At 65.9% G+C, this 20613-nt stretch carries 19 protein-coding genes and 1 other RNA gene; 16 read left to right on the forward strand and 4 right to left on the reverse strand.

Annotation, left to right across the window (positions count from 1 at the left end; all coding sequences use genetic code 11):
* Nucleotides 1-97: 97 nt before the first annotated feature.
* Genes FIV02_RS04695 through FIV02_RS04710 form a run of 4 tightly spaced genes read right to left on the reverse strand, consistent with a single transcriptional unit; the run spans nucleotide 98 to nucleotide 3411 of the window.
* Entirely contained in the window at nucleotides 98-631 is a 534-nt protein-coding gene (locus tag FIV02_RS04695; RefSeq protein ID WP_150608168.1) for a BON domain-containing protein, read from the reverse strand.
* Nucleotides 628-1221, reverse strand: coding sequence for a phosphoheptose isomerase (locus FIV02_RS04700; protein ID WP_037046600.1), 594 nt, complete (start codon nucleotides 1219-1221; stop codon nucleotides 628-630). Before FIV02_RS04700 ends, FIV02_RS04695 begins: the two co-directional genes overlap by 4 nt.
* A 25-nt stretch (nucleotides 1222-1246) precedes the next feature.
* Complete coding sequence (locus FIV02_RS04705) at nucleotides 1247-1606, reverse strand: YraN family protein (protein ID WP_037046602.1); 360 nt, start codon at nucleotides 1604-1606, stop codon at nucleotides 1247-1249.
* The gene (locus FIV02_RS04710; RefSeq protein ID WP_037046604.1) at nucleotides 1603-3411 is read right to left on the reverse strand and encodes a penicillin-binding protein activator; all 1809 of its coding nucleotides are present in this window, start codon (nucleotides 3409-3411) and stop codon (nucleotides 1603-1605) included. Before FIV02_RS04710 ends, FIV02_RS04705 begins: the two co-directional genes overlap by 4 nt.
* Nucleotides 3412-3500: 89 nt before the next feature.
* Between FIV02_RS04710 and rsmI the strand changes: the two genes are divergently transcribed.
* The 16 genes from rsmI to ftsA all read left to right on the forward strand — a co-directional run bounded on the left by rsmI (nucleotide 3501) and on the right by ftsA (nucleotide 20577).
* Complete coding sequence (gene rsmI / locus FIV02_RS04715; RefSeq protein ID WP_037046606.1) at nucleotides 3501-4400, forward strand: 16S rRNA (cytidine(1402)-2'-O)-methyltransferase; 900 nt, start codon at nucleotides 3501-3503, stop codon at nucleotides 4398-4400.
* A 47-nt stretch (nucleotides 4401-4447) separates the two neighbouring features.
* An RNA gene (rnpB, locus tag FIV02_RS04720) (RNase P RNA component class A) lies at nucleotides 4448-4806 on the forward strand.
* A 308-nt stretch (nucleotides 4807-5114) separates the two neighbouring features.
* Complete coding sequence (mraZ, locus tag FIV02_RS04725; protein ID WP_047587012.1) at nucleotides 5115-5570, forward strand: division/cell wall cluster transcriptional repressor MraZ; 456 nt, start codon at nucleotides 5115-5117, stop codon at nucleotides 5568-5570.
* Nucleotides 5571-5572: 2 nt separating this feature from the next.
* The gene (gene rsmH, locus FIV02_RS04730; protein ID WP_152487942.1) at nucleotides 5573-6517 is read left to right on the forward strand and encodes a 16S rRNA (cytosine(1402)-N(4))-methyltransferase RsmH; all 945 of its coding nucleotides are present in this window, start codon (nucleotides 5573-5575) and stop codon (nucleotides 6515-6517) included.
* Between the two features lie 20 nt (nucleotides 6518-6537).
* Nucleotides 6538-6807 (forward strand): cell division protein FtsL, encoded by a 270-nt coding sequence (ftsL, locus tag FIV02_RS04735; protein ID WP_218875982.1) that lies wholly within the window; start codon nucleotides 6538-6540, stop codon nucleotides 6805-6807.
* Complete coding sequence (locus FIV02_RS04740) at nucleotides 6804-8531, forward strand: penicillin-binding protein 2 (protein ID WP_152487943.1); 1728 nt, start codon at nucleotides 6804-6806, stop codon at nucleotides 8529-8531. The genes ftsL and FIV02_RS04740 overlap by 4 nt, the downstream gene beginning before the upstream one ends.
* Nucleotides 8531-9994, forward strand: coding sequence for a UDP-N-acetylmuramoyl-L-alanyl-D-glutamate--2,6-diaminopimelate ligase (locus tag FIV02_RS04745; RefSeq protein WP_152487944.1), 1464 nt, complete (start codon nucleotides 8531-8533; stop codon nucleotides 9992-9994). The genes FIV02_RS04740 and FIV02_RS04745 overlap by 1 nt, the downstream gene beginning before the upstream one ends.
* On the forward strand, nucleotides 9987-11357 hold the full coding sequence (gene murF / locus FIV02_RS04750; RefSeq protein ID WP_152487945.1) for a UDP-N-acetylmuramoyl-tripeptide--D-alanyl-D-alanine ligase: 1371 nt from the start codon (nucleotides 9987-9989) through the stop codon (nucleotides 11355-11357). Before FIV02_RS04745 ends, murF begins: the two co-directional genes overlap by 8 nt.
* Nucleotides 11358-12440, forward strand: a complete 1083-nt coding sequence (gene mraY, locus FIV02_RS04755; RefSeq protein ID WP_037046623.1) for a phospho-N-acetylmuramoyl-pentapeptide-transferase — start codon at nucleotides 11358-11360, stop codon at nucleotides 12438-12440.
* A 6-nt stretch (nucleotides 12441-12446) separates the two neighbouring features.
* A complete protein-coding gene (murD, locus tag FIV02_RS04760; RefSeq protein WP_152487946.1) occupies nucleotides 12447-13793 on the forward strand; it encodes a UDP-N-acetylmuramoyl-L-alanine--D-glutamate ligase in 1347 nt (448 codons plus the stop codon).
* On the forward strand, nucleotides 13793-15010 hold the full coding sequence (gene ftsW / locus FIV02_RS04765) for a putative lipid II flippase FtsW (protein ID WP_047587023.1): 1218 nt from the start codon (nucleotides 13793-13795) through the stop codon (nucleotides 15008-15010). Before murD ends, ftsW begins: the two co-directional genes overlap by 1 nt.
* A complete protein-coding gene (murG, locus tag FIV02_RS04770) occupies nucleotides 15000-16070 on the forward strand; it encodes an undecaprenyldiphospho-muramoylpentapeptide beta-N-acetylglucosaminyltransferase (RefSeq protein ID WP_152487947.1) in 1071 nt (356 codons plus the stop codon). The genes ftsW and murG overlap by 11 nt, the downstream gene beginning before the upstream one ends.
* 34 nt (nucleotides 16071-16104) lie before the next feature.
* Nucleotides 16105-17505, forward strand: coding sequence for a UDP-N-acetylmuramate--L-alanine ligase (gene murC / locus FIV02_RS04775; RefSeq protein WP_218571709.1), 1401 nt, complete (start codon nucleotides 16105-16107; stop codon nucleotides 17503-17505).
* Nucleotides 17502-18443: a D-alanine--D-alanine ligase gene (locus FIV02_RS04780; protein ID WP_037046636.1), complete on the forward strand. Its 942-nt coding sequence runs from the start codon at nucleotides 17502-17504 to the stop codon at nucleotides 18441-18443. The genes murC and FIV02_RS04780 overlap by 4 nt, the downstream gene beginning before the upstream one ends.
* Before the next feature lie 3 nt (nucleotides 18444-18446).
* Nucleotides 18447-19313, forward strand: a complete 867-nt coding sequence (locus FIV02_RS04785) for a cell division protein FtsQ/DivIB (protein WP_037046638.1) — start codon at nucleotides 18447-18449, stop codon at nucleotides 19311-19313.
* A 16-nt stretch (nucleotides 19314-19329) separates the two neighbouring features.
* The gene (ftsA, locus tag FIV02_RS04790; RefSeq protein WP_037046640.1) at nucleotides 19330-20577 is read left to right on the forward strand and encodes a cell division protein FtsA; all 1248 of its coding nucleotides are present in this window, start codon (nucleotides 19330-19332) and stop codon (nucleotides 20575-20577) included.
* Nucleotides 20578-20613: the final 36 nt, after the last annotated feature.

A 20613-nucleotide genomic window follows, 5' to 3' on the forward strand; every position in this document is an offset into this window, starting at 1 on the left:
CACGCTACCGGCGAGCTGTGAGGTGGAAATGAAAACGGGCGCCCTGGGGCGCCCGTTTTCTTTGCTTGCAGCTCGAGGCTGCCGGCTTGCCGTTGTCTCAGTTGGTGTACTCGAACAGGCGCACCACCTTCTGCACGCCCGATACGCTCTGGACCACGGCGGTCGCTGCGTTCGCTTCGCTGCGATTGACCACGCCGAGCAGGTAGACGATGCCGTTTTCGGTGATGACCTTGATCTTGGTGCTCGGCACGTTGCTGTCGGCCAGCATCTGCGTCTTGATCTTGCTGGTGAGCAGGGAGTCGTTGCTGCGCGCCAGCAGCGAGGCCGGCTGCTGGACCTGCAGCTCGTTGTACACCTTCTTCACGCCCTGGACATTGCGCGCGCGCTGGGCGGCCAGGTCCTTCAGCTCGCTGCGTGGCGTCTGGCCGGCGATCAGGATCACGCCGTTGTAGGCGGTGACGACGATGCGCGAGGTGGGGCTGGACAGGTCGGCGTGCGCGTTGCTGATGCTGGAGGCGACGTCCGGGCCGAGGAACTGGTCATCGATCTTGTTGCCGATGCTGCGGCTGCCGCAGGCTGCCAGGCTCAGGGTAACGGCCAGGGTGGCCAGGATCAGGGCGAAACGCTTCATTCTTCACTCCCAAACAATTGGCTGTCGATCAGGTCGCACAGGCAGTGGATGGTCAGCAGGTGGACCTCCTGGATGCGTGCGGTAACTTTGGCTGGAACGCGGATTTCCACATCTTCCGGCAGCAGCAGCGATGCCATGCCGCCGCCGTCGCGGCCAGTCAGGGCGACCACGGTCATCTCGCGATCATGCGCAGCTTGAATGGCCTGGATGACATTTGCTGAGTTGCCGCTGGTGGAAATCGCCAGGAGCACGTCACCCGGTTGGCCCAGTGCGCGGATCTGTTTGGAGAAAATCTCGTTGTAGCTGTAGTCGTTGGCGATCGAGGTGATGGTCGAGCTGTCGGTGGTCAGGGCCACGGCGGGCAGGCTCGGGCGTTCGCGCTCGAAGCGGTTGAGCAGCTCGGAGGAGAAGTGCTGGGCGTCACCGGCCGAACCACCGTTGCCGCAGGAAAGAATCTTGCCCTCGTTGAGCAGTGCCTGGACCATGACCAGGCTGGCGTGCTCGATGTAGGGTGCGAGGACTTCCATGGCCTGCTGCTTGGTGTCGATGCTGGCTTGGAAGAGCTGGCAGATTCGGGATTGCATGTCCATCGGTTAAACCTTGAGTGTACGGCCATCAGGCATCGAAGGCGTTCTTGATCCAGTCGAGGCGAGTGGCGCCATCGGTACTGATGGCGACCACGTCGAAGCGGCAGGGGTGGCGGGCCCAGCGGGATTCCTGCTGGAGGAAGAGCTCGGCGGCGATGACCAACTTGCCACGCTTGCGCGCATCGATGCTCTCCAGGGCGCCGCCCCAGGCACTGTGGCGGCGGGCGCGGACTTCGACGAATACTACTGTATCGCCGTCGAGCATGACCAGATCAAGCTCGCCACGGCGACAGCTCCAGTTCTCTTCGATCAGGCGCAGGCCATTACGTTCCAGATGCTGACGGGCCGCCTGTTCGGCGGCTCGTCCCAGGTCGTTGTGGGTGCTCAATTGAGGCTTTCAGGAAGGCGCTGGACCTGGCCGCCGCGGAACTCGGCCCAGGGCAGCTGGCGTTCCACGCGCTGGGCCTGGTTGAGGCTGAGGGTGCCGGAAAGACCGTCGATGCGCGACTCCGGCAGGGCCTTGAGCTGGCCCAGGCGTGGCGCCAGGCGATAGGCGTCGACACCCATCGCGTACAGGCGGCCGAGGCTGCCGCCGGCCTGCGGCCACTGCTGGGTGACTTCCTGGCGCAGCGGTGCGTGGGCGTCCAGCAGCCATGGGGTCTCGCAGAAGCGGATGCCTTCGAGGTCCTGGTACTGGGCCTGGCTGTGGGTGCCGGTGAACAGGTGGGAGGTGGCATAGACCGGTACGTCGCCGGCGTACTGGAAGGCCAGGGTCGGCTTGATCTGCTGCGCCTGCTGCGGTGTCGCGGCGAGGAAGATGAAGTCGATGTCCTGGCGGCGTGCCGGCAGTGCATCGACGCTGCTGCCCAGGGTGTTCTGCAGGCGGCGGGCGCGTGCTTCGCTCTCGCGCAGCTGGAACAGGTCGGCGATCTGGCGTGCCAGCTCGACGGGCTGGTCCACGTGCTCGGCGGCGATCAGGGTGCCGCCCTGGGCCTGCCAGCTCTGGCGGAAGGCGTCCAGCACGCGGTCGCCCCATTCGCCGGCCGGTACCAGGGCCACGGCGCGGCGCATGCCGTCGCTCCAGGCGCGGCGCGAGACTTCGCGCGCTTCGTCCTCGGCGGCGAGGCCGAACTGGAACAGCTGCACAGGGCCTTCCTGGCCGGCGTCGCTGTAGTTGAGGGCCAGCGTGGTGATCGGCAGCTGCTCACGATCGCTGAGCTGCTTGACCAGCGGCTTCTCCAGCGGGCCGACCACCAGTTGCACGCCGTCGGCCTGTGCCTGCTGGTAGAAGGCGTCCAGCGAACCGATGCGGGCGCTGTCGTAGAGTTTCACGTCCGGGGGATTCTGCCCGGCCTGCTGTGCCTCGTAGTGAGCCGCGAGGAAGCCGTCGCGCAGGGCGCGGGCCACGCTGGCCAGCTGGCCTTCCTGTGGCAGCAGCAGGGCGATGCGGGTCAGGGGCTGGCTGGCCAGCTCGCGCAGTTTCACCAGTGCTTCCGGGAGCTGCATCGCCGCTGGGTGCTGCGGGTTCTGCGCGACCCACTGGTCGATGGCGTCCTGCTGTTGTTCGAGCGTTGCCGCGCCCTTGGTCACGCGGGCCAGTGCCAGCCAGCCGGCCAGGTCGGCGTCGCCACCGGCGGAGGTCTGCTCCGGCAGGTTGGCGACCAGCTCCCAGATCTTCTCGTGATTGTCCTGGGCCTGCTGACCGCTCAGCAGGGGCGCGATGAAGACGCGCTCGCGGGCGGCGGCCAGTGCCTGGCCGTCGGCTTCCAGTGCGCGAGCGCGTACCAGCTGGGTGCGGATCTGCTGTTCTACGGGCAGTTCGCTCAGGCGCTCGAGGCTGGGATGACGCAGGGCCTTCAGGGCGCTCTTGGGCTGTTTGCGCGCCATCGCCAATTCCGCGTTCAGGGTGCTGGCGAACATCTGCTGGGCGGGTTGCAGGCTGGCAAGGTCGATCTGTTCGAGAATGCGCGCGGAGCCGGCCACATCGTTCTGGCGATAGGCCTGGTCGGCTGCGGACAGGCGCAGCAGGGCGGCTTGTTCGGGCTTGCTCTCGGCCGCCTGTTGCAGCATCTGCTCAATGCTGGCCTTGGGCGTGCGTGGCAGTTCACCCAGGCCGTTGTTGGGCGAACTGGCGCATGCCGCAAGCATGCCGGCCAGGAAGATGGCGGAAAGAGGGCGCAGACTAGCGATCATCGGGTCATCCTGATACTTGAGCAAAACAAGCGGCGATTGTACCCAAGCGCCAAGGATGGTGCGATGCCGCTGGGTCGGAAGCGGCTAGAATGAGCGCTCTTTCAATTAACGAGGTGTTACCCGTGAGTCAGTCCGTCGTCACCAGCGTCCAGCCCGGCACTCTTTATGTGGTCGCCACGCCGATTGGCAACCTGGACGACATCAGTGCGCGGGCACTGCGCATTCTGCGTGAGGTGGCGCTGATCGCTGCCGAGGACACCCGGCATTCCGTGCGCCTGCTGCAGCACTTCGGCATCGAGACGCCGCTGGCGGCCTGCCACGAGCATAACGAGCGCGAGCAGGGCGGGCGCTTTCTCGCGCGTCTGCAGGCGGGCGAGGATGTAGCGCTGATCTCCGATGCGGGCACGCCGCTGATTTCCGATCCGGGCTACCACCTGGTGCGCCAGGTGCGCGCTGCCGGCTATCCGGTGGTGCCGGTGCCGGGAGCCTGTGCGCTGATCGCCGCGCTGTCGGCGGCCGGGCTGCCGTCCGATCGTTTCATCTTCGAGGGCTTCCTGCCGGCGAAGGCCGCTGGACGCCGCGCTCGTCTCGAGCAGGTACGCGAGGAGCCGCGCACGCTGATCTTCTACGAGGCGCCGCACCGGATTCTCGAGTGCCTGGAGGATATGCGCAGTGTCTTCGGTGAGGAGCGTCCGGCATTGCTGGCGCGTGAGCTGACCAAGACCTTCGAGACGCTCAAGGGCTTGCCGCTGGCCGAGTTGTGCGCCTGGGTCGCGGCGGACAGCAATCAGCAGCGCGGCGAGTGCGTGGTGCTGGTGGCAGGCTGGCAGGCGCCGGAAGGTGAAGAGGCGGTGAACGCGGACGCGCTGCGGGTGCTCGATCTGCTCCTGGCGGAAATGCCGCTCAAGCGCGCGGCAGCGCTGGCGGCCGAGATCACCGGGGTGCGCAAGAACCTGCTCTATCAGGTGGCATTGCAGCGTCAAGGCTGAGCGCCGAGCTTGTTCTCGAGGGCGCCTGTCGGTAACCTTGTCGGCGGAGAGTCGATCGGACAGTCGCTGCCTCGTTTCGTTCCGCGATGCGGGGGGGAGGAAAGTCCGGGCTCCATAGGGCGGAGTGCCAGGTAACGCCTGGGGGGCGTGAGCCTACGGAAAGTGCCGCAGAAAATAACCGCCTAAGCGCTTCGGCGCCGGTAAGGGTGAAAAGGTGCGGTAAGAGCGCACCGCACGGCTGGTAACAGTCCGTGGCTAGGTAAACCCCACTCGGAGCAAGACCAAATAGGGTTCCATTGGCGTGGCCCGCGCTGGAACCGGGTAGGTTGCTAAAGGCGTGCAGTGATGTACGCCGTAGAGGAATGACTGTCCTCGACAGAACCCGGCTTACAGATCGACTCTCCTCTTTTCTTCCTCTCGTTGTACTTCTATCCCCCGCTCGTCTGATACCGAAAAAGTCTTACTCTTAAGAAATTACTTTAAGTTCGAATTTCAGCTTGCTGCTGTGGCTGAATTTTGCCTGCAGAATCCGCCTTCCTGCATCGCTTTTCTTCTCGCTTTCGTTCGCTAAATCTCCGTCCTGTAAGGATTTTTCCCTTCTGGCGTGCCTTGACGGTGGGGCGTGCCCATTCCTATAGTGTGCGCAAGTGGTGGGAAGTGGCATGAAGTGGGTTTTTTTGGGCATGGAAAGCTAATTACAGGGGAAGCGCAGCCGTGTTTCGCGGAGCTAACGCCATCAGTCTCGACGCCAAAGGGCGCCTCGCGATGCCGAGTCGGTATCGTGACGAGCTCGTTGCGCGTTGTGGTGGCCAGCTGATCGTGACCATCGATGCCGTCGACCCCTGTCTTTGCGTTTATCCACTGGCCGAATGGGAGCTGATCGAGAACAAGCTGCGCGAGCTGGCCTCCTTCCGTGAAGAGAACCGCCGCCTGCAGCGTCTGCTGATCGGCAATGCCGTCGACCTCGAGCTCGACGCCAGTGGCCGCTTCCTGGTACCGCCGCGTTTGCGCGAGTACGCCAAGCTGGACAAGCGAGCGATGCTCGTGGGTCAGCTGAATAAATTCCAGCTCTGGGATGAAGATTCCTGGAATGCCGTAGCCGAGGCCGACCTCGCTGCCATCAAGCAGCCGGGCGCTCTTTCCGATGATTTGCGTGACCTGATCCTGTGACCATGACCGATACCAACTACCGCCATATCACCGTGCTGCTCGACGAGGCCGTCGAGGGACTCGCCGTGCGCGGCGACGGTTGCTATATGGACGGCACCTTCGGTCGGGGTGGGCACAGCCGATTGATCCTGCAGAAGCTCGGGCCAGATGGGCGGTTGTTGGGATTCGATAAAGATCCCCTGGCAATAGCTACCGGGGAAGCACTGGCGGCCGAAGACGGCCGCTTTGTCGTTGTGCAGCGCAGTTTTGCGGAACTTGGCGAGGAGGCTGTTGTCCGCGGCCTCGACGGCCAGGTCTCGGGCATCCTGCTGGACCTCGGCGTGTCGTCGCCGCAGCTCGACGATCCCGAGCGTGGCTTCAGCTTCCTCAATGACGGGCCGCTGGACATGCGCATGAATCCCGACGCCGGCGTCAGCGCGGCGGACTGGATCGCCCGCGCCGACGAGGATGAGATCGCCCGGGTATTCAAGGACTATGGCGAGGAGCGTTTCGCCAAGCGGATGGCCCGCGCCGTGGTGCAGCGCCGAGTCGAGCAGCCGTTCACCCGCACCGCCGATCTGGCGAAGGTCCTGACCGAGGCCAACCCTGCCTGGGAGAAGGGCAAGAATCCGGCGACGCGCGCCTTCCAGGGCATCCGCATCTTCGTCAACAACGAACTCGGTGATCTCGAGCGTGGCCTCGAGGCGGCGCTGGAGTCGCTCGAAGTCGGTGGTCGCCTGGTGGTGATCAGCTTCCACTCGCTGGAAGACCGCATCGTCAAGCAGTTCATGAAGCGCCAGGCCAAGGGCGAGGCGGACAAGCTGCCGCGTGACCTGCCGATCATTCCCAAGGCCTTCGAGCCGCGTCTGAAGCTGATCGGCAAGCCGGTCTATGCCAGCGACGAGGAGCTCAAGGCCAATCCGCGTTCACGCAGTGCCGTGATGCGCATCGCGGAGAAGTTGCGGTGAACCGCCGGCTCATCAAGTCCATGCCCGGCGGCAGCTTCCTGATGCTGCTGCTGTTCATCGGCGTGCTGGTTTCTGCCGTGGCGGTGTCGTACAGCGCGCACTGGAATCGCCTGCTGCTCAACGAGCTGTACGGCCAGTTGAGCGTGCGCGACAAGGCTCAGGCCGAGTGGGGGCGACTGATTCTCGAGCAGAGCACCTGGACTGCACACAACCGCATCGAGGCGCTGGCCAGCGAGCAGCTGAAGATGCACATCCCCGATCCCGCCGCCGTGCGCATGGTGCGACCATGATCGGTCTCGAAGGCGCGCTCTACCCCTGGCGTTTCCGCCTGGTGCTGGCGCTGCTCGCCCTGATGGTCGCGGCCATCGCCTGGCGCATGCTCGACCTGCAGGTGCTCGATCACGATTTCCTCAAGGCGCACGGTGATGCGCGCAGCGTGCGGCACATTCCGATTCCCGCGCACCGTGGCCTGATCACTGACCGTAATGGCGAGCCGCTGGCCGTCAGCACCCCCGTGACCACCCTGTGGGCCAACGGCAAGGAGCTGCAGGCCGGGCGCGAACAATGGCCGGCGCTGGCTGCCGCGCTGGGGCAGGAGCCGAAGAGCTTCGCCGAGCGTCTGGAGCAGAACAAGGATCGCGAGTTCATGTACCTGGTGCGCGGCCTGACCCCCGAAAAGGGCCAGGGCGTGCTCGACCTGAAGGTGCCTGGCGTCTACGCCATCGAGGAATTCCGTCGTTTCTACCCGGCCGGCGAGGTCGCCGCCCATGTGGTCGGCTTCACCGACATCGACGACCGTGGTCGTGAAGGCATGGAGTTGGCCTACGAGGACTGGCTGGCCGGCGTGCCGGGCAAGCGTCAGGTGCTCAAGGACCGCCGCGGCAAGCTGATCAAGGACGTGCAGGTGGTGCAGAACGCCAAGGCTGGCAAGGCCCTGGCCCTGTCCATCGACCTGCGTCTGCAATACCTGGCTCATCGCGAGCTGCGCAACGCCCTGCTGGAAAACGATGCCAAGGCCGGCAGCCTGGTGATGGTCGACGTGAAGACCGGTGAGGTGCTGGCCATGGTCAACCACCCCACCTACAACCCGAACAACCGGCGCAACCTGACCCCGGCAGCCATGCGCAATCGCGCCATGATCGATGTCTTCGAGCCCGGCTCGACGATCAAGCCGCTGTCGATGGCCGCCGCGCTGGAGACCGGTCGCTGGAAGCCCAGCGATATCGTCCAGGTGGGCAACGGTACGCTGCAGATCGGTCGCTACACCATTCGTGACGTGTCCCGAACCCAGGGGCCGGCGCTGGACCTGACCGGCATCCTGATCAACTCCAGCAACGTGGGCATGAGCAAGGTCGCCTTCGATGTCGGCGGTGAGCAGCTGTACCGGGTGTTCAGCGACCTCGGCTTCGGTCGCGATACCGGCCTGGGCTTCCCCGGTGAACGGGTGGGCAACCTGCCCAACCATCGCCAGTGGCGCGAGGCGGAAACTGCCACGCTGTCCTACGGCTATGGCCTTTCGGTAACCGCCGTGCAACTGGCGCACGCCTACTCCGCGCTGGCCAATGGCGGTGGCATGACGCCGCTGTCGATGATCCGCGTGGACGACAAGCCGCACGCGACGCAGGTGGTGCCGGGCGAAGTGGCCAGGACCGTACGGGGCATGATGCAGCAGGTCATCGAGGCGCCGCGAGGCGTGTTCCGCGCTCAGGTACCCGGCTATCACGTGGCCGGCAAGAGCGGTACCGCACGCAAGACCAGTGTCGGCAGCAAGGGCTACCGGGCCAACTCCTACCGTTCGCTGTTCGCCGGCTTCGCCCCGGCTCAGGACCCGCGCATCGCTCTGGTGGTAGTCATCGACGAACCTGGCAAGGGCGCCTATTACGGCGGCCTGATCTCTGCGCCGGTGTTCAGCCGCGTGATGGCCGGATCGCTGCGCTTGATGAATATCGCGCCGGACAATCTGCCCTCCGAGGCGCAGAAGTCCGTCGCTGTCGCACAGGGAGGGCGCAACTGATGCCCATGCCGCTCAATCAACTGTTGCCGGCCGCCAATGGCAGCGTGCTGATTCGTGAGCTGACGCTGGACAGCCGCAAGGTGCGTCCGGGTGATCTGTTCCTGGCCGTGCCCGGCACCCAGCAGGATGGCCGTGTACATATCGTCGACGCGATCGCGCGCGGCGCGGCTGCGGTCGCCTACGAGGCCGAGGGCGCTGCCGAGATGCATGCCGAGAGCGCCGTGCTGGTGCCGGTCAAGGGCCTGTCTGGCCAGCTCTCGGCCATCGCCGGACGCTTCTATGGCGAGCCGAGCCGTGGCCTGCACCTGGTCGGCATCACGGGCACCAATGGCAAGACCAGTGTCAGCCAGTTGCTGGCGCAGGCCCTCGACCTGCTCGGCCAGCCGTGCGGCATCGTCGGTACCCTGGGTAACGGTTTCCATGGCGCGCTGGAACAGGGCAAGCACACCACGCCCGATCCGGTCGGTGTACAGGCGACCCTGGCCTCGCTCAAGCAGGCCGGTGCGCGCGCCGTCGCCATGGAAGTGTCCTCCCATGGCCTGGACCAGGGGCGTGTCGCCGCACTGGAATTCGATGTCGCGGTGTTCACCAACCTGTCGCGTGACCACCTCGACTATCACGGCAGCATGGAGGCCTACGGCGCTGCCAAGGCCAGGCTGTTCACCTGGCCGAACCTGAGTTGCCGGGTGCTCAACCTCGATGACGCCTTCGGTCGTGAGCTGGCTGCGCAGGCGCACGAATCGCGTCTGATCGGCTACAGCCTGGAAGACAGTGCCGCCTACCTCTATTGCAGCGACGCGCAGTTCGACGATCACGGTGTGCGTGCGCGCCTGCTCACGCCGCGTGGCGAAGGTGTGCTGCGCAGCAGCCTGCTCGGTCGTTTCAACCTGAGCAACCTGCTTGCCGTGGTCGGAGCCCTGCTCGGCATGGACTACGCGCTCGACGAGATTCTCAAGGTGCTGCCGCAGCTGCAGGGGCCGGTTGGCCGCATGCAGCGCCTCGGTGGCGCTGACAAGCCGCTGGTGGTGGTCGACTACGCGCACACGCCGGATGCCCTGGAAAAGGTGCTGCAAGCCATGCGCCCGCATGTCGAAGGTCGCCTGGTCTGCCTGTTCGGCTGTGGCGGTGACCGTGATCGCGGCAAGCGCCCGCTGATGGCCGCCGTGGCCGAGCGCCTGGCGGACGTGGTCTGGGTGACCGACGACAATCCGCGCACCGAGGACCCGGCACAGATCATCGAGGATATCCGCGCCGGTTTCTCCGCGCCGGAGGCGGTGCAGTTCGTTCACGGTCGTGGCGACGCCATCGCCAGGCTGATTGCCCAGGCCGATGCCGCCGATGTGCTGGTGCTGGCCGGCAAGGGCCACGAGGATTACCAGGAAATCATGGGTGTGCGTCAGCCGTTCTCGGACCTCAGCGAAGCGAACAAGGCCCTGTCGGCCTGGGAGGCGGCCCATGCTTAAGCCCTGGCTGCTCAGCGAAGTCGCGGGTGATCTGGATGGTCGTGTGATCGGCACCGATGTCGCCTTCTCCGCCGTCGGCACCGATAGCCGCAGCATCGCCGCCGGTCAGCTGTTCGTGGCGCTGACCGGGCCGCGCTTCGACGGTCATGACTATCTGGCGGAAGTCGCTGCCAAGGGGGCCGTCGCTGCGCTGGTCGAGCGTGAAGTGGCGGGTGCGCCGCTGCCGCAGTTGCTGGTCAGCGACACCCGCATGGCCCTCGGTCAGCTGGGTGCGCTCAATCGTCAGGCGTTCAGCGGGCCGCTGGCGGCCGTGACCGGCTCCAGCGGCAAGACCAGCGTCAAGGAAATGCTCGCGGCCATCCTGCGTGCCGGCCTGGACGGCGCGGTGCTGGCCACCCGTGGCAACCTCAACAATGACCTCGGTGCGCCGCTGACTTTGCTCGAACTGGCGCCGGAGCATCGCGCCGGTGTGATCGAACTGGGCGCCAACCATGTCGGCGAGATCGCCTACACCGTCAGCCTGACCCGGCCTCACGTGGCCATCATCAACAATGCCGGCAACGCTCATGTCGGCGAGTTCGGTGGCCCGGAAAAGATCGTCGAAGCCAAGGGCGAGATTCTCGAGGGACTGGCACAGGACGGCGTGGCCGTGCTCAATCTCGATGACAAGGCGTTCGCCACCTGGCAGCGCCGCGCCGCGGGGCGCCAGGTACTGAGTTTCGCCCTGCGTGACACCCGTGCCGATTTCCATGGCAGTGAACTGACCCGCGACGAGCGCGGCTGCGCGGGGTTCATCCTGCGCAGCCCGCTGGGCAGCGCGCGTATCCAGCTCAACCTGCTGGGCGAGCATAACGTCGCCAACGCCCTGGCCGCCTGCGCCGCCGCCCATGCCCTGGGCATGCCGCTGGCTGCCATGGTCAAGGGGCTGCAGGGCCTGCAACCGGTCAAGGGTCGCGCCGTCGCACAACTGGCGCCGAACGGTGTGCGGGTAATCGACGACAGCTACAACGCCAACCCCGTGTCGATGTGTGCGGCGGTGGATATACTCGCCGCCTTCTCCGGCCGCACCGTTCTGGTGCTTGGCGACATGGGCGAGCTGGGCGCGTGGGCCGAGCAGGGCCACCGCGATGTGGGCCGCCATGCCGCCGGCAAGGTCGACGCGCTGTATGCCATCGGCCCGCTGATGCGCCATGCGGTTGAAGAGTTTGGCGCCAAGGGTCGCCATTTCTCCGATCAGGCCGAACTGATCGAAGCGCTTCGTGCCGAACAGGCCGGCAGCACATTACTAATCAAGGGTTCACGCAGCGCAGCCATGGACAAGGTCGTGGCGGCGCTGTGCGACGTATCTGGGGAGAGTCACTAAATGCTGCTGCTGCTGGCGGAGTACCTGCAACAGTTCCACAAGGGCTTCGCGGTCTTTCAGTACCTGACCCTGCGCGGCATCCTCGGCGTACTGACCGCCCTGGCGCTGTCGCTGTGGCTCGGCCCGTGGATGATCCGCACCCTGCAGGTGCGCCAGATCGGCCAGGCCGTGCGCAACGATGGCCCGCAGTCGCACCTGTCGAAGAAGGGCACACCGACCATGGGCGGCGCGCTGATCCTCACCGCGATAGCGGTCAGCACCCTGCTCTGGGCCGACCTGTCCAACCGCTACGTGTGGGTGGTGCTGGCCGTGACCCTGCTGTTCGGTGCGATCGGCTGGGTCGATGACTACCGCAAGGTGATCGAGAAGAACTCGCGTGGCCTGCCGAGTCGCTGGAAGTACTTCTGGCAGTCGGTGTTCGGCCTGGGCGCGGCCTTCTTCCTTTATATGACGGCGCAGAACCCGGTGGAGACCACCCTGATCCTGCCGCTGCTGAAGGACGTGAGCATCCCCCTGGGCATCGGTTTCGTGGTGCTGACCTACTTCGTCATCGTCGGTTCGAGCAACGCGGTCAACCTCACCGACGGCCTCGACGGCCTGGCCATTCTGCCGACCGTGATGGTCGGTGGTGCGCTGGGCATCTTCTGCTACCTGTCGGGCAACGTGAATTTCGCCGAGTACCTGCTGATTCCCTACGTGCCGGGTTCGGGTGAGCTGATCGTGTTCTGCGCGGCGCTGGTCGGCGCCGGCCTCGGCTTCCTCTGGTTCAACACCTACCCGGCGCAGGTGTTCATGGGCGATGTCGGCGCGCTGGCGCTCGGCGCCGCACTGGGCACCATCGCCGTGATCGTTCGCCAGGAGGTCGTGCTGTTCATCATGGGCGGCGTGTTCGTCATGGAAACCCTGTCGGTGATCATCCAGGTCGCCAGCTTCAAGCTGACCGGCAAGCGTGTGTTCCGCATGGCGCCGATTCATCACCACTTCGAACTCAAGGGCTGGCCCGAGCCGCGCGTGATCGTCCGTTTCTGGATCATCACCGTGATTCTCGTGCTGATCGGCCTGGCCACGTTGAAACTGAGGTAATTGCGCGTGTCGTTGATCGCTTCCGACCAATTCCGCATCGTTGTCGGCCTCGGCAAGAGCGGCATGTCCCTGGTGCGCTTCCTGGCGCAGCAGGGCGTGCGCTTTGCCGTGGCCGACACGCGCGCGAATCCGCCGGAGCTGGAAACGCTCAAGCGCGACTACCCGCAGGTGGAAGTGCGCTGCGGCGAGCTGGATGCGGACTTTCTCAGCCGCGCCTCGGAGCTGTACGTGAGCCCGGGCCTGGCCGTGGCCACCCCGGCGCTGGCCGAAGCCGCGGCGCGTGGGGTCAAGCTGTCCGGTGACATCGACCTGTTTGCCCGCCATGCCAAGGCGCCGATCATCGCCATCACCGGTTCCAACGCCAAGAGCACTGTCACCACCCTGGTCGGCGAGATGGCGGCTGCGGCCGGCAAGCGGGTCGCGGTGGGCGGCAACCTCGGCACCCCGGCGCTGGATCTGCTGGCCGACGATGTCGAGCTGTACGTGCTCGAACTGTCCAGCTTCCAGCTGGAGACCACCGATCAGCTCAATGCCGAAGTGGCCACCTGCCTGAACATCAGCGAAGACCACATGGACCGCTACAGCGGGCTGCCGGCCTATCATCTGGCCAAGCACCGGATCTTCCGTGGCGCGCGTCAGGTGGTGATCAACCGTGACGATGCCCTCTCGCGGCCGCTGATCGCCGACCAGGTGACCTGCTGGGAATTCGGCCTGGGCAAACCCGACTTCAAGCGTTTCGGTCTGCTCGAGGAAAATGGCGAGAAGGCCCTGGCGTTCCGCTTCGACGCACTGCTGCCGGTCAGCGAGTTGAAGATTCGCGGCGCGCACAACCAGTCCAACGCCTTGGCGGCGCTGGCGCTCGGTCATGCCGCGGGCCTGCCGATGGAGGCGATGCTTGCCACCCTGCGCACGTTCGCCGGCTTGCCGCATCGCTGCCAGTGGGTCGGTGAGCGCGCCGGGGTGAACTACTACGACGACTCCAAGGCCACCAACGTCGGTGCCGCGCTGGCCGCCATCGAAGGCCTGGGCGCGGACATCGCCGGCAAGCTGGTGCTGATCGCCGGCGGTGACGGCAAAGGTGCCGATTTCTCCGCCCTGAAACAGCCGGTCGCGCGTTTCTGCCGCGCCGTGGTGCTGCTGGGGCGTGATGCCGAGCGGCTCGCCGAAACCCTGGGCGACGCCGCGCCGCTGGTGCGGGTGGGGACCCTCGAGGAAGCGGTGCAGCGTGGCTGCGAGCTGGCCGAGGCCGGTGATGCCGTGCTGCTGTCGCCTGCCTGCGCCAGCCTGGACATGTTCAAGAACTTCGAGGAACGCGGGCGCCTGTTCGCCCAGGCCGTGGGGGGACTGCACTGATGCTGGGCTTCCTGCGCGTTCGTCCCTCACCGCTGTTCGGTCGCGGCTTCGATGTCGACTTCCCGATGCTGGCCGGCTGCCTGGGCCTGCTCGGTCTGGGGCTGGTGATGATCACCTCGGCCTCTTCGGAGGTGGCGGCGGCGATGTCCGGCAACCCGCTGTACCACATGATCCGTCACCTGGTGTACCTGGCCATCGGCCTGGGCGCCGCCGGCGTGGTGCTGATGATCCCGATGAGTTTCTGGCAGCGCTACGGCTGGATCCTGTTGCTGGCGGCCATCGGCTTGCTGGTGCTGGTGCTGATTCCCGGTATCGGCCGCGAGGTCAACGGTGCGCGGCGCTGGATCGGTTTCGGCGCGTTCAACGTACAGCCATCGGAGATCGCCAAGGTCTTCGTCGTGGTCTACCTGGCCGGCTACCTGGTGCGGCGCCAGGAAGAGGTGCGCGAGAGCTGGATGGGCTTCTTCAAGCCGTTCGTGGTGCTGCTGCCGATGGCCGGCCTGCTGCTGCTGGAGCCGGACTTCGGTGCCACCGTGGTGATGATGGGCTCGGCCATGGCCATGCTGTTCCTCGGTGGCGTCGGCCTGCTGCGTTTCGGCCTGATGGTGGCGCTGGCCGTGGGGGCCGTGTTCGTTCTGGTGCAGACCCAGGAATACCGCCTGCAGCGTCTGATCACCTTCACCGACCCCTGGGCCGACCAGTATGGCTCCGGTTACCAGCTGACCCAGGCGCTGATCGCCTTCGGCCGTGGCGAATGGTTCGGCGTCGGCCTGGGCAACAGCATCCAGAAGCAGTTCTACCTGCCCGAGGCGCATACCGACTTCGTCTTCTCGGTACTGGCCGAGGAGCTGGGGCTGGTCGGTTCGCTGGTGACCCTGGCGCTATTCGTCTTCGTCTGCGTGCGCGGCCTGTACATCGGCCTGTGGGCCGAGAAGGCCAAGCAGTTCTTTTCCGCCTACGTGGCGTACGGGCTGTCGTTCCTGTGGATCGGTCAGTTCCTGATCAACATCGGGGTGAACACCGGCCTGCTGCCGACCAAGGGCCTGACCCTGCCGTTCCTCAGCTACGGCGGTTCGTCGCTGGTGATCTGCTGCGTCAGCCTGGCGGTCCTGCTGCGTATCGAGTGGGAGCGGCGCAACGTATTGGGCAACGAGGATATCGAGTTCAGCGAAGACGACTTCGTCGAGCCGAGCGAGGAGGTCGCCCATGCGCGGTAATGTCCTGATCATGGCGGGCGGCACCGGCGGGCACGTGTTCCCGGCGCTGGCCTGCGCGCGCGAATTCCAGGCGCGCGGCTACAGCGTGCACTGGCTGGGGACGCCGCGTGGCATCGAGAACGAACTGGTGCCGCAGGCCGATCTGCCGCTGCACCTGATCGATGTCAGCGGCCTGCGTGGCAAGGGCAAGCTGTCCCTGCTCAAGGCACCGTTCCAGTTGCTGCGTGCGCTGCTGCAGGCACGGCGCATCGTGCGCGAGCTTCAGCCGGTGTGCGTGCTCGGCATGGGTGGCTACGTGACCGGGCCGGGCGGCCTGGCCGCGCGCATGGCCGGTGTGCCGCTGGTCATCCATGAACAGAACGCCGTCGCCGGTACCGCCAATCGCCTGCTCGCGCACATCGCCGCGCGCATCTGCGAGGCCTTCCCGAACACCTTCACGGCCTCCGACAGGCGGCGCACCACGGGTAACCCGGTGCGTGAGGAGCTGTTCCTGGAAACCCCGCGCGAGCCGCTGGCCGGGCGCAAGCCGAAATTGCTGGTGCTGGGCGGTAGCCTGGGCGCCGAACCGCTGAACAAGTTGCTGCCTGCCGCGCTGGCCAAGGTCGCTGCCGACGTGCGTCCGCAGGTGTTCCACCAGGCAGGCAAGCAACACGCGGAAATCACTGCGGAGCGTTATCGCGATGCCGCGGTCGAAGCCGAGGTCGCGCCGTTCATCAAGGACATGGCGCGTGCCTATGGCTGGGCCGACCTGGTGGTCTGCCGTGCCGGCGCACTGACCGTCAGTGAACTCGCCGCCGCTGGTCTGCCGTCGTTCCTCGTGCCGCTGCCGCATGCGATCGACGACCACCAGAGCCGCAACGCCGAATACCTGGCGAAGGAGGGCGCCGCTGTCCTTCTTCCGCAACATGCCACTGACGCAGGCGAGCTCGCCGCGCAGCTCACCGAGGTTCTGATGCACCTGGAAAAACTCAACGTCATGGGCGCTACCGCGCGGCGCCTGGCCAAGCCCGATGCCACCCGTACGGTGGTCGACATCTGCCAGGAGGTGATCCGTGGCTAAGTCTCCCGCTGCCGTAAAGGCCGAAGTGCGGCGCATGCGCCGTATCCGCCGCATCCATTTCGTCGGTATCGGCGGTGTGGGCATGTGCGGTATTGCCGAGGTGCTGCTGAACCTGGGGTATGAAGTGTCCGGCTCGGACCTCAAGGCCTCGCCAGTGACCGAGCGCCTGGAGAAGTTCGGCGCGCAGATCTTCATCGGCCATCGTGCCGAGAACGCCGAGCAGGCCGATGTGCTGGTGGTATCCAGCGCCGTCAACACCAGCAACCCGGAAGTCGCCACCGCTCTGGACCGGCGCATCCCGGTGGTGCCGCGTGCCGAGATGCTGGCCGAGCTGATGCGCTACCGCCATGGCATCGCCGTGGCCGGTACCCATGGCAAGACCACTACCACCAGCCTGCTGGCCTCGGTGTTCGCTGCCGGTGGCCTGGACCCGACCTTCGTCATCGGCGGCCGCCTGAACGCGGCCGGTACCAACGCCCAGCTCGGCTCCAGCCGCTTCCTGATTGCCGAGGCGGACGAGAGCGACGCCAGCTTCCTGCACCTGCAGCCGATGGTTTCGGTGGTCACCAATATCGATGCCGACCACATGAGCACCTATGGCGGCGACTTCAACAAACTGAAGAAGACCTTCGTCGAGTTCCTGCACAACCTGCCGTTCTACGGTCTGGCCGTGCTCTGCGTCGACGACCCGGTGGTGCGTGAGCTGCTGCCGCAGATCGGTCGTCCGACCGTGACCTACGGCTTCTCCGAGGATGCCGACGTGCGCGCCATCAACGTGCGCCAGGAAGGCATGCGGACCCATTTCACCGTGCTGCGTCCGGACTGCGAGCCGCTCGACGTGTCGGTCAACATGCCGGGCAATCACAACGTGCTCAATGCCCTGGCCACCATCGCCATCGCCAGCGACGAAGGCATCGACGATGCGGCCATCGTCGCCGGTCTGTCGGGCTTCCAGGGTGTCGGCCGGCGCTTCCAGGTCTACGGCGAGCTGCCGGTCGACGGCGGTAGCGTGATGCTGGTGGACGACTACGGCCACCATCCGCGCGAAGTCGCCGCGGTGATCAAGGCCGTGCGTGGTGGCTGGCCGGAACGCCGCCTGGTGATGGTCTACCAGCCGCACCGCTACAGCCGCACCCGTGATCTGTACGACGACTTCGTGCAGGTGCTCGGTGAGGCCAACGTGCTGCTGCTGGTGGAAGTATACCCGGCCGGCGAGGAACCCATTCCGGGCGCCGACAGTCGCCAGCTGTGCCACAGCATCCGGCAGCGTGGCCAGCTCGATCCGATCTACGTCGAGCGTGGCGTCGATCTGGCACCGCTGCTCAAGCCGCTGCTGCGTGCCGGCGACATCCTGCTGTGCCAGGGCGCCGGCGATATCGGCGCAGTGGCGCCGCAACTGATCAAGCACCCGCTGTTCGTGGGGGAGTCGAAATGAGTCTGCACAGTACCCTCGACCCCAAGGCCTTCGGCCGCGTCGCCGTACTGTTCGGCGGCAAGAGCGCCGAGCGCGAGGTCTCGCTGAAGTCCGGCAATGCCGTGCTCGGCGCCCTGCAGGCCGCCGGTGTGGACGCCTTCGGCATCGATGTGGGGGATGACTTCCTGCAGCGTCTGGGTCGCGAGAAGATCGACCGCGCCTTCATCGTGCTGCACGGTCGCGGCGGTGAGGATGGCTCCATGCAGGGCCTGCTCGAGTGTGCCGGCATTCCCTATACCGGCAGCGGCATCCTCGCCTCTGCCCTGGCCATGGACAAGCTGCGCACCAAGCAGGTCTGGCACAGCCTTGGTCTGCCGACGCCGCGCCACGCCGTGCTGACTTCGCCGGCCGACTGCGAGGCCGCTGCGGCCGAGCTGGGCTTCCCGCTGATCGTCAAGCCGGCCCACGAAGGGTCGAGCATCGGCATGGCCAAGGTGGACAGTGCCCAGGCGCTGCTCGCGGCCTGGCAGGATGCCGCCCGCTACGACAGCCAGGTGCTGGTCGAACAGTGGATCGCCGGTCCGGAATACACCATCGCCGTGCTGCGTGGCGAAGTGCTGCCGCCGATTGGCCTGGGTACCCCGCACAGCTTCTACGACTACGACGCCAAGTACCTGGCCGATGACACCCAGTACCGCATTCCCTGCGGCTTGTCCGCCGAGAAGGAAGCCGAGCTGAAGGACCTGACCGCGCGCGCCTGTGAAGCCGTGGGTACCCAGGGCTGGGCGCGCGCCGATGTGATGCAGGATGCCAGTGGCCAGTTCTGGCTGCTGGAAGTGAACACCGTACCGGGCATGACCGATCACAGCCTGGTGCCGATGGCCGCGCGCGCTGCCGGCCTGGATTTCCAGCAGCTGGTGCTGGCGATCCTGGCTGACAGCGTCGAGGCGAGGGGTTAAGCGATGAGTATCGCTCTGCGTCATCAGGACTCGCTGAGGGCTCCGCAGCGCGGCAAGCCCGCGCCGCGTGGCGCCAGCCGTCTGGTGGCCAAGGAGCCGATGCGCCTGCGCATGCCCAAGCCGGACTTCGCCTGGATGGGCCGTCTGCTCTGGCCGCTGCTGCTGCTCGGCCTGGGTTTCGGTGCATACGAGGGTGCGCAGCGCCTGCTGCCCTATGCCGATCGTCCGATTGCGCGCATCAGCGTGCAGGGCGACCTGGCCTATGTCAGTCAGCAGGCCGTGCAGCGCCGCATCGCCCCGTTCATCGCCGCGAACTTCTTCAGCGTCGATCTGCGTGGCATGCGCGAGGAACTGGAGCGCATGCCCTGGATCGCCCATGCCGAGGTGCGCCGCGTCTGGCCGGACCAGATCGACGTGCGCCTGGAAGAACAACTGCCCATCGCCCGCTGGGGCGACGAGGCGCTGCTCAACAACCTGGGTCAGGCCTTTGCCCCGCAGGAGGTGGACAACTACCAGCACCTGCCGCAGCTGTCCGGGCCCAAGCGTGCGCAGACCAAGGTGATGCAGCAGTACCAGATGCTCAGCCAGCTGTTGCGGCCGATGGGCTTCACCGTGGTCGGGCTGCAGTTGCGCGAGAGGGGCAGCTGGTTCCTCTCGGCGACCGAGAATGCCAGCGGGCAGCGTATCGACATCCTGCTGGGACGGGACCACGTGGTGGAAAAGATGCGTCGGTTCGCCGCCATCTACGAGCGGGAACTGAAAGACCAGAGCGCGAAGATCGCGCGCATCGACCTGCGTTATGCCAACGGCCTGGCCGTGGCCTGGCGTGAGCCGGTGGAGCCGGCTGCGGCCGAGCAGAAAGTGAATTGAGAAGAGGCAGGATTAAATGAGTAGCGCGCATAGCGGCAAGATGATCGTTGGCCTGGACATCGGCACCTCCAAGGTGGTGGCGCTGGTGGGCGAGGTGACGGCCGACGGCCAGCTGGAGATCGTCGGCATCGGCACCCATCCGTCGCGCGGGCTGAAGAAGGGCGTGGTGGTCAACATCGAGTCCACCGTGGCATCGATCCAGCGCGCGGTGGAAGAGGCCCAGCTGATGGCCGGCTGCCGTATACACTCGGCGTTCGTCGGCGTGGCCGGCAACCACATCCGCAGCCTGAACAGCCACGGCATCGTCGCCATCCGCGATCGCGAGGTCAGCGGCGCCGATATCGAGCGCGTGCTCGACGCCGCGCAGGCCGTCGCCATTCCGGCGGACCAGCGGGTGCTGCACACCCTGGCGCAGGACTACGTGATCGACAACCAGGAGGGCGTGCGCGAACCGCTGGGCATGTCCGGCGTGCGTCTGGAGGCCAAGGTGCACGTGGTCACCTGTGCCGTGAACGCCGCGCAGAACATCGAAAAGTGCGTGCGTCGCTGCGGCCTCGAGGTCGACGACATCATCCTCGAGCAGCTTGCATCCGCGTATTCGGTGCTGACCGAGGACGAGAAGGAACTGGGCGTGTGCCTGGTGGACATCGGTGGCGGCACCACCGATATCGCCATCTTCACCGAAGGCGCCATCCGCCATACCGCCGTGATTCCGATCGCCGGCGATCAGGTCACCAACGACATCGCCATGGCCCTGCGTACGCCGACCCAGTACGCCGAGGAAATCAAGATTCGTTATGCCTGCGCCCTGGCCAAGCTGGCCGGTGCCGGGGAAACCATCAAGGTGCCGAGCGTCGGTGATCGTCCGCCCCGTGACCTGTCGCGCCAGTCCCTGGCCGAGGTGGTCGAGCCGCGTTACGACGAGCTGTTTACCCTGATCCAGGCCGAGCTGCGTCGCAGCGGCTACGAAGACCTGATTCCGGCCGGCATCGTCATGACCGGTGGCACGGCGAAGATGGAAGGCGCGGTCGAACTGGCCGAGGAAATCTTCCACATGCCGGTGCGCCTGGGCGTGCCGCACAGCGTCAAGGGCATGGCCGATGTCGTGCGCAACCCGATTTATTCCACCGGTGTGGGCTTGCTGCTGTACGGGCTGCAGAAGCAGCACGACGGCATTTCCATGTCGGTGGGCAGTCCTTACCAGGACGAAAGCAAGACCCCGGTACTCGAGCGTATCAAGCGCTGGGTCCAAGGCAATTTCTAAATTTGCAGTAGGCGTTACAACTAGAAAGGAAGGAGA

This window comes from Pseudomonas sp. THAF187a (genome assembly GCF_009363395.1).
In the GTDB taxonomy this organism is placed as follows: domain Bacteria; phylum Pseudomonadota; class Gammaproteobacteria; order Pseudomonadales; family Pseudomonadaceae; genus Aquipseudomonas; species Aquipseudomonas khazarica.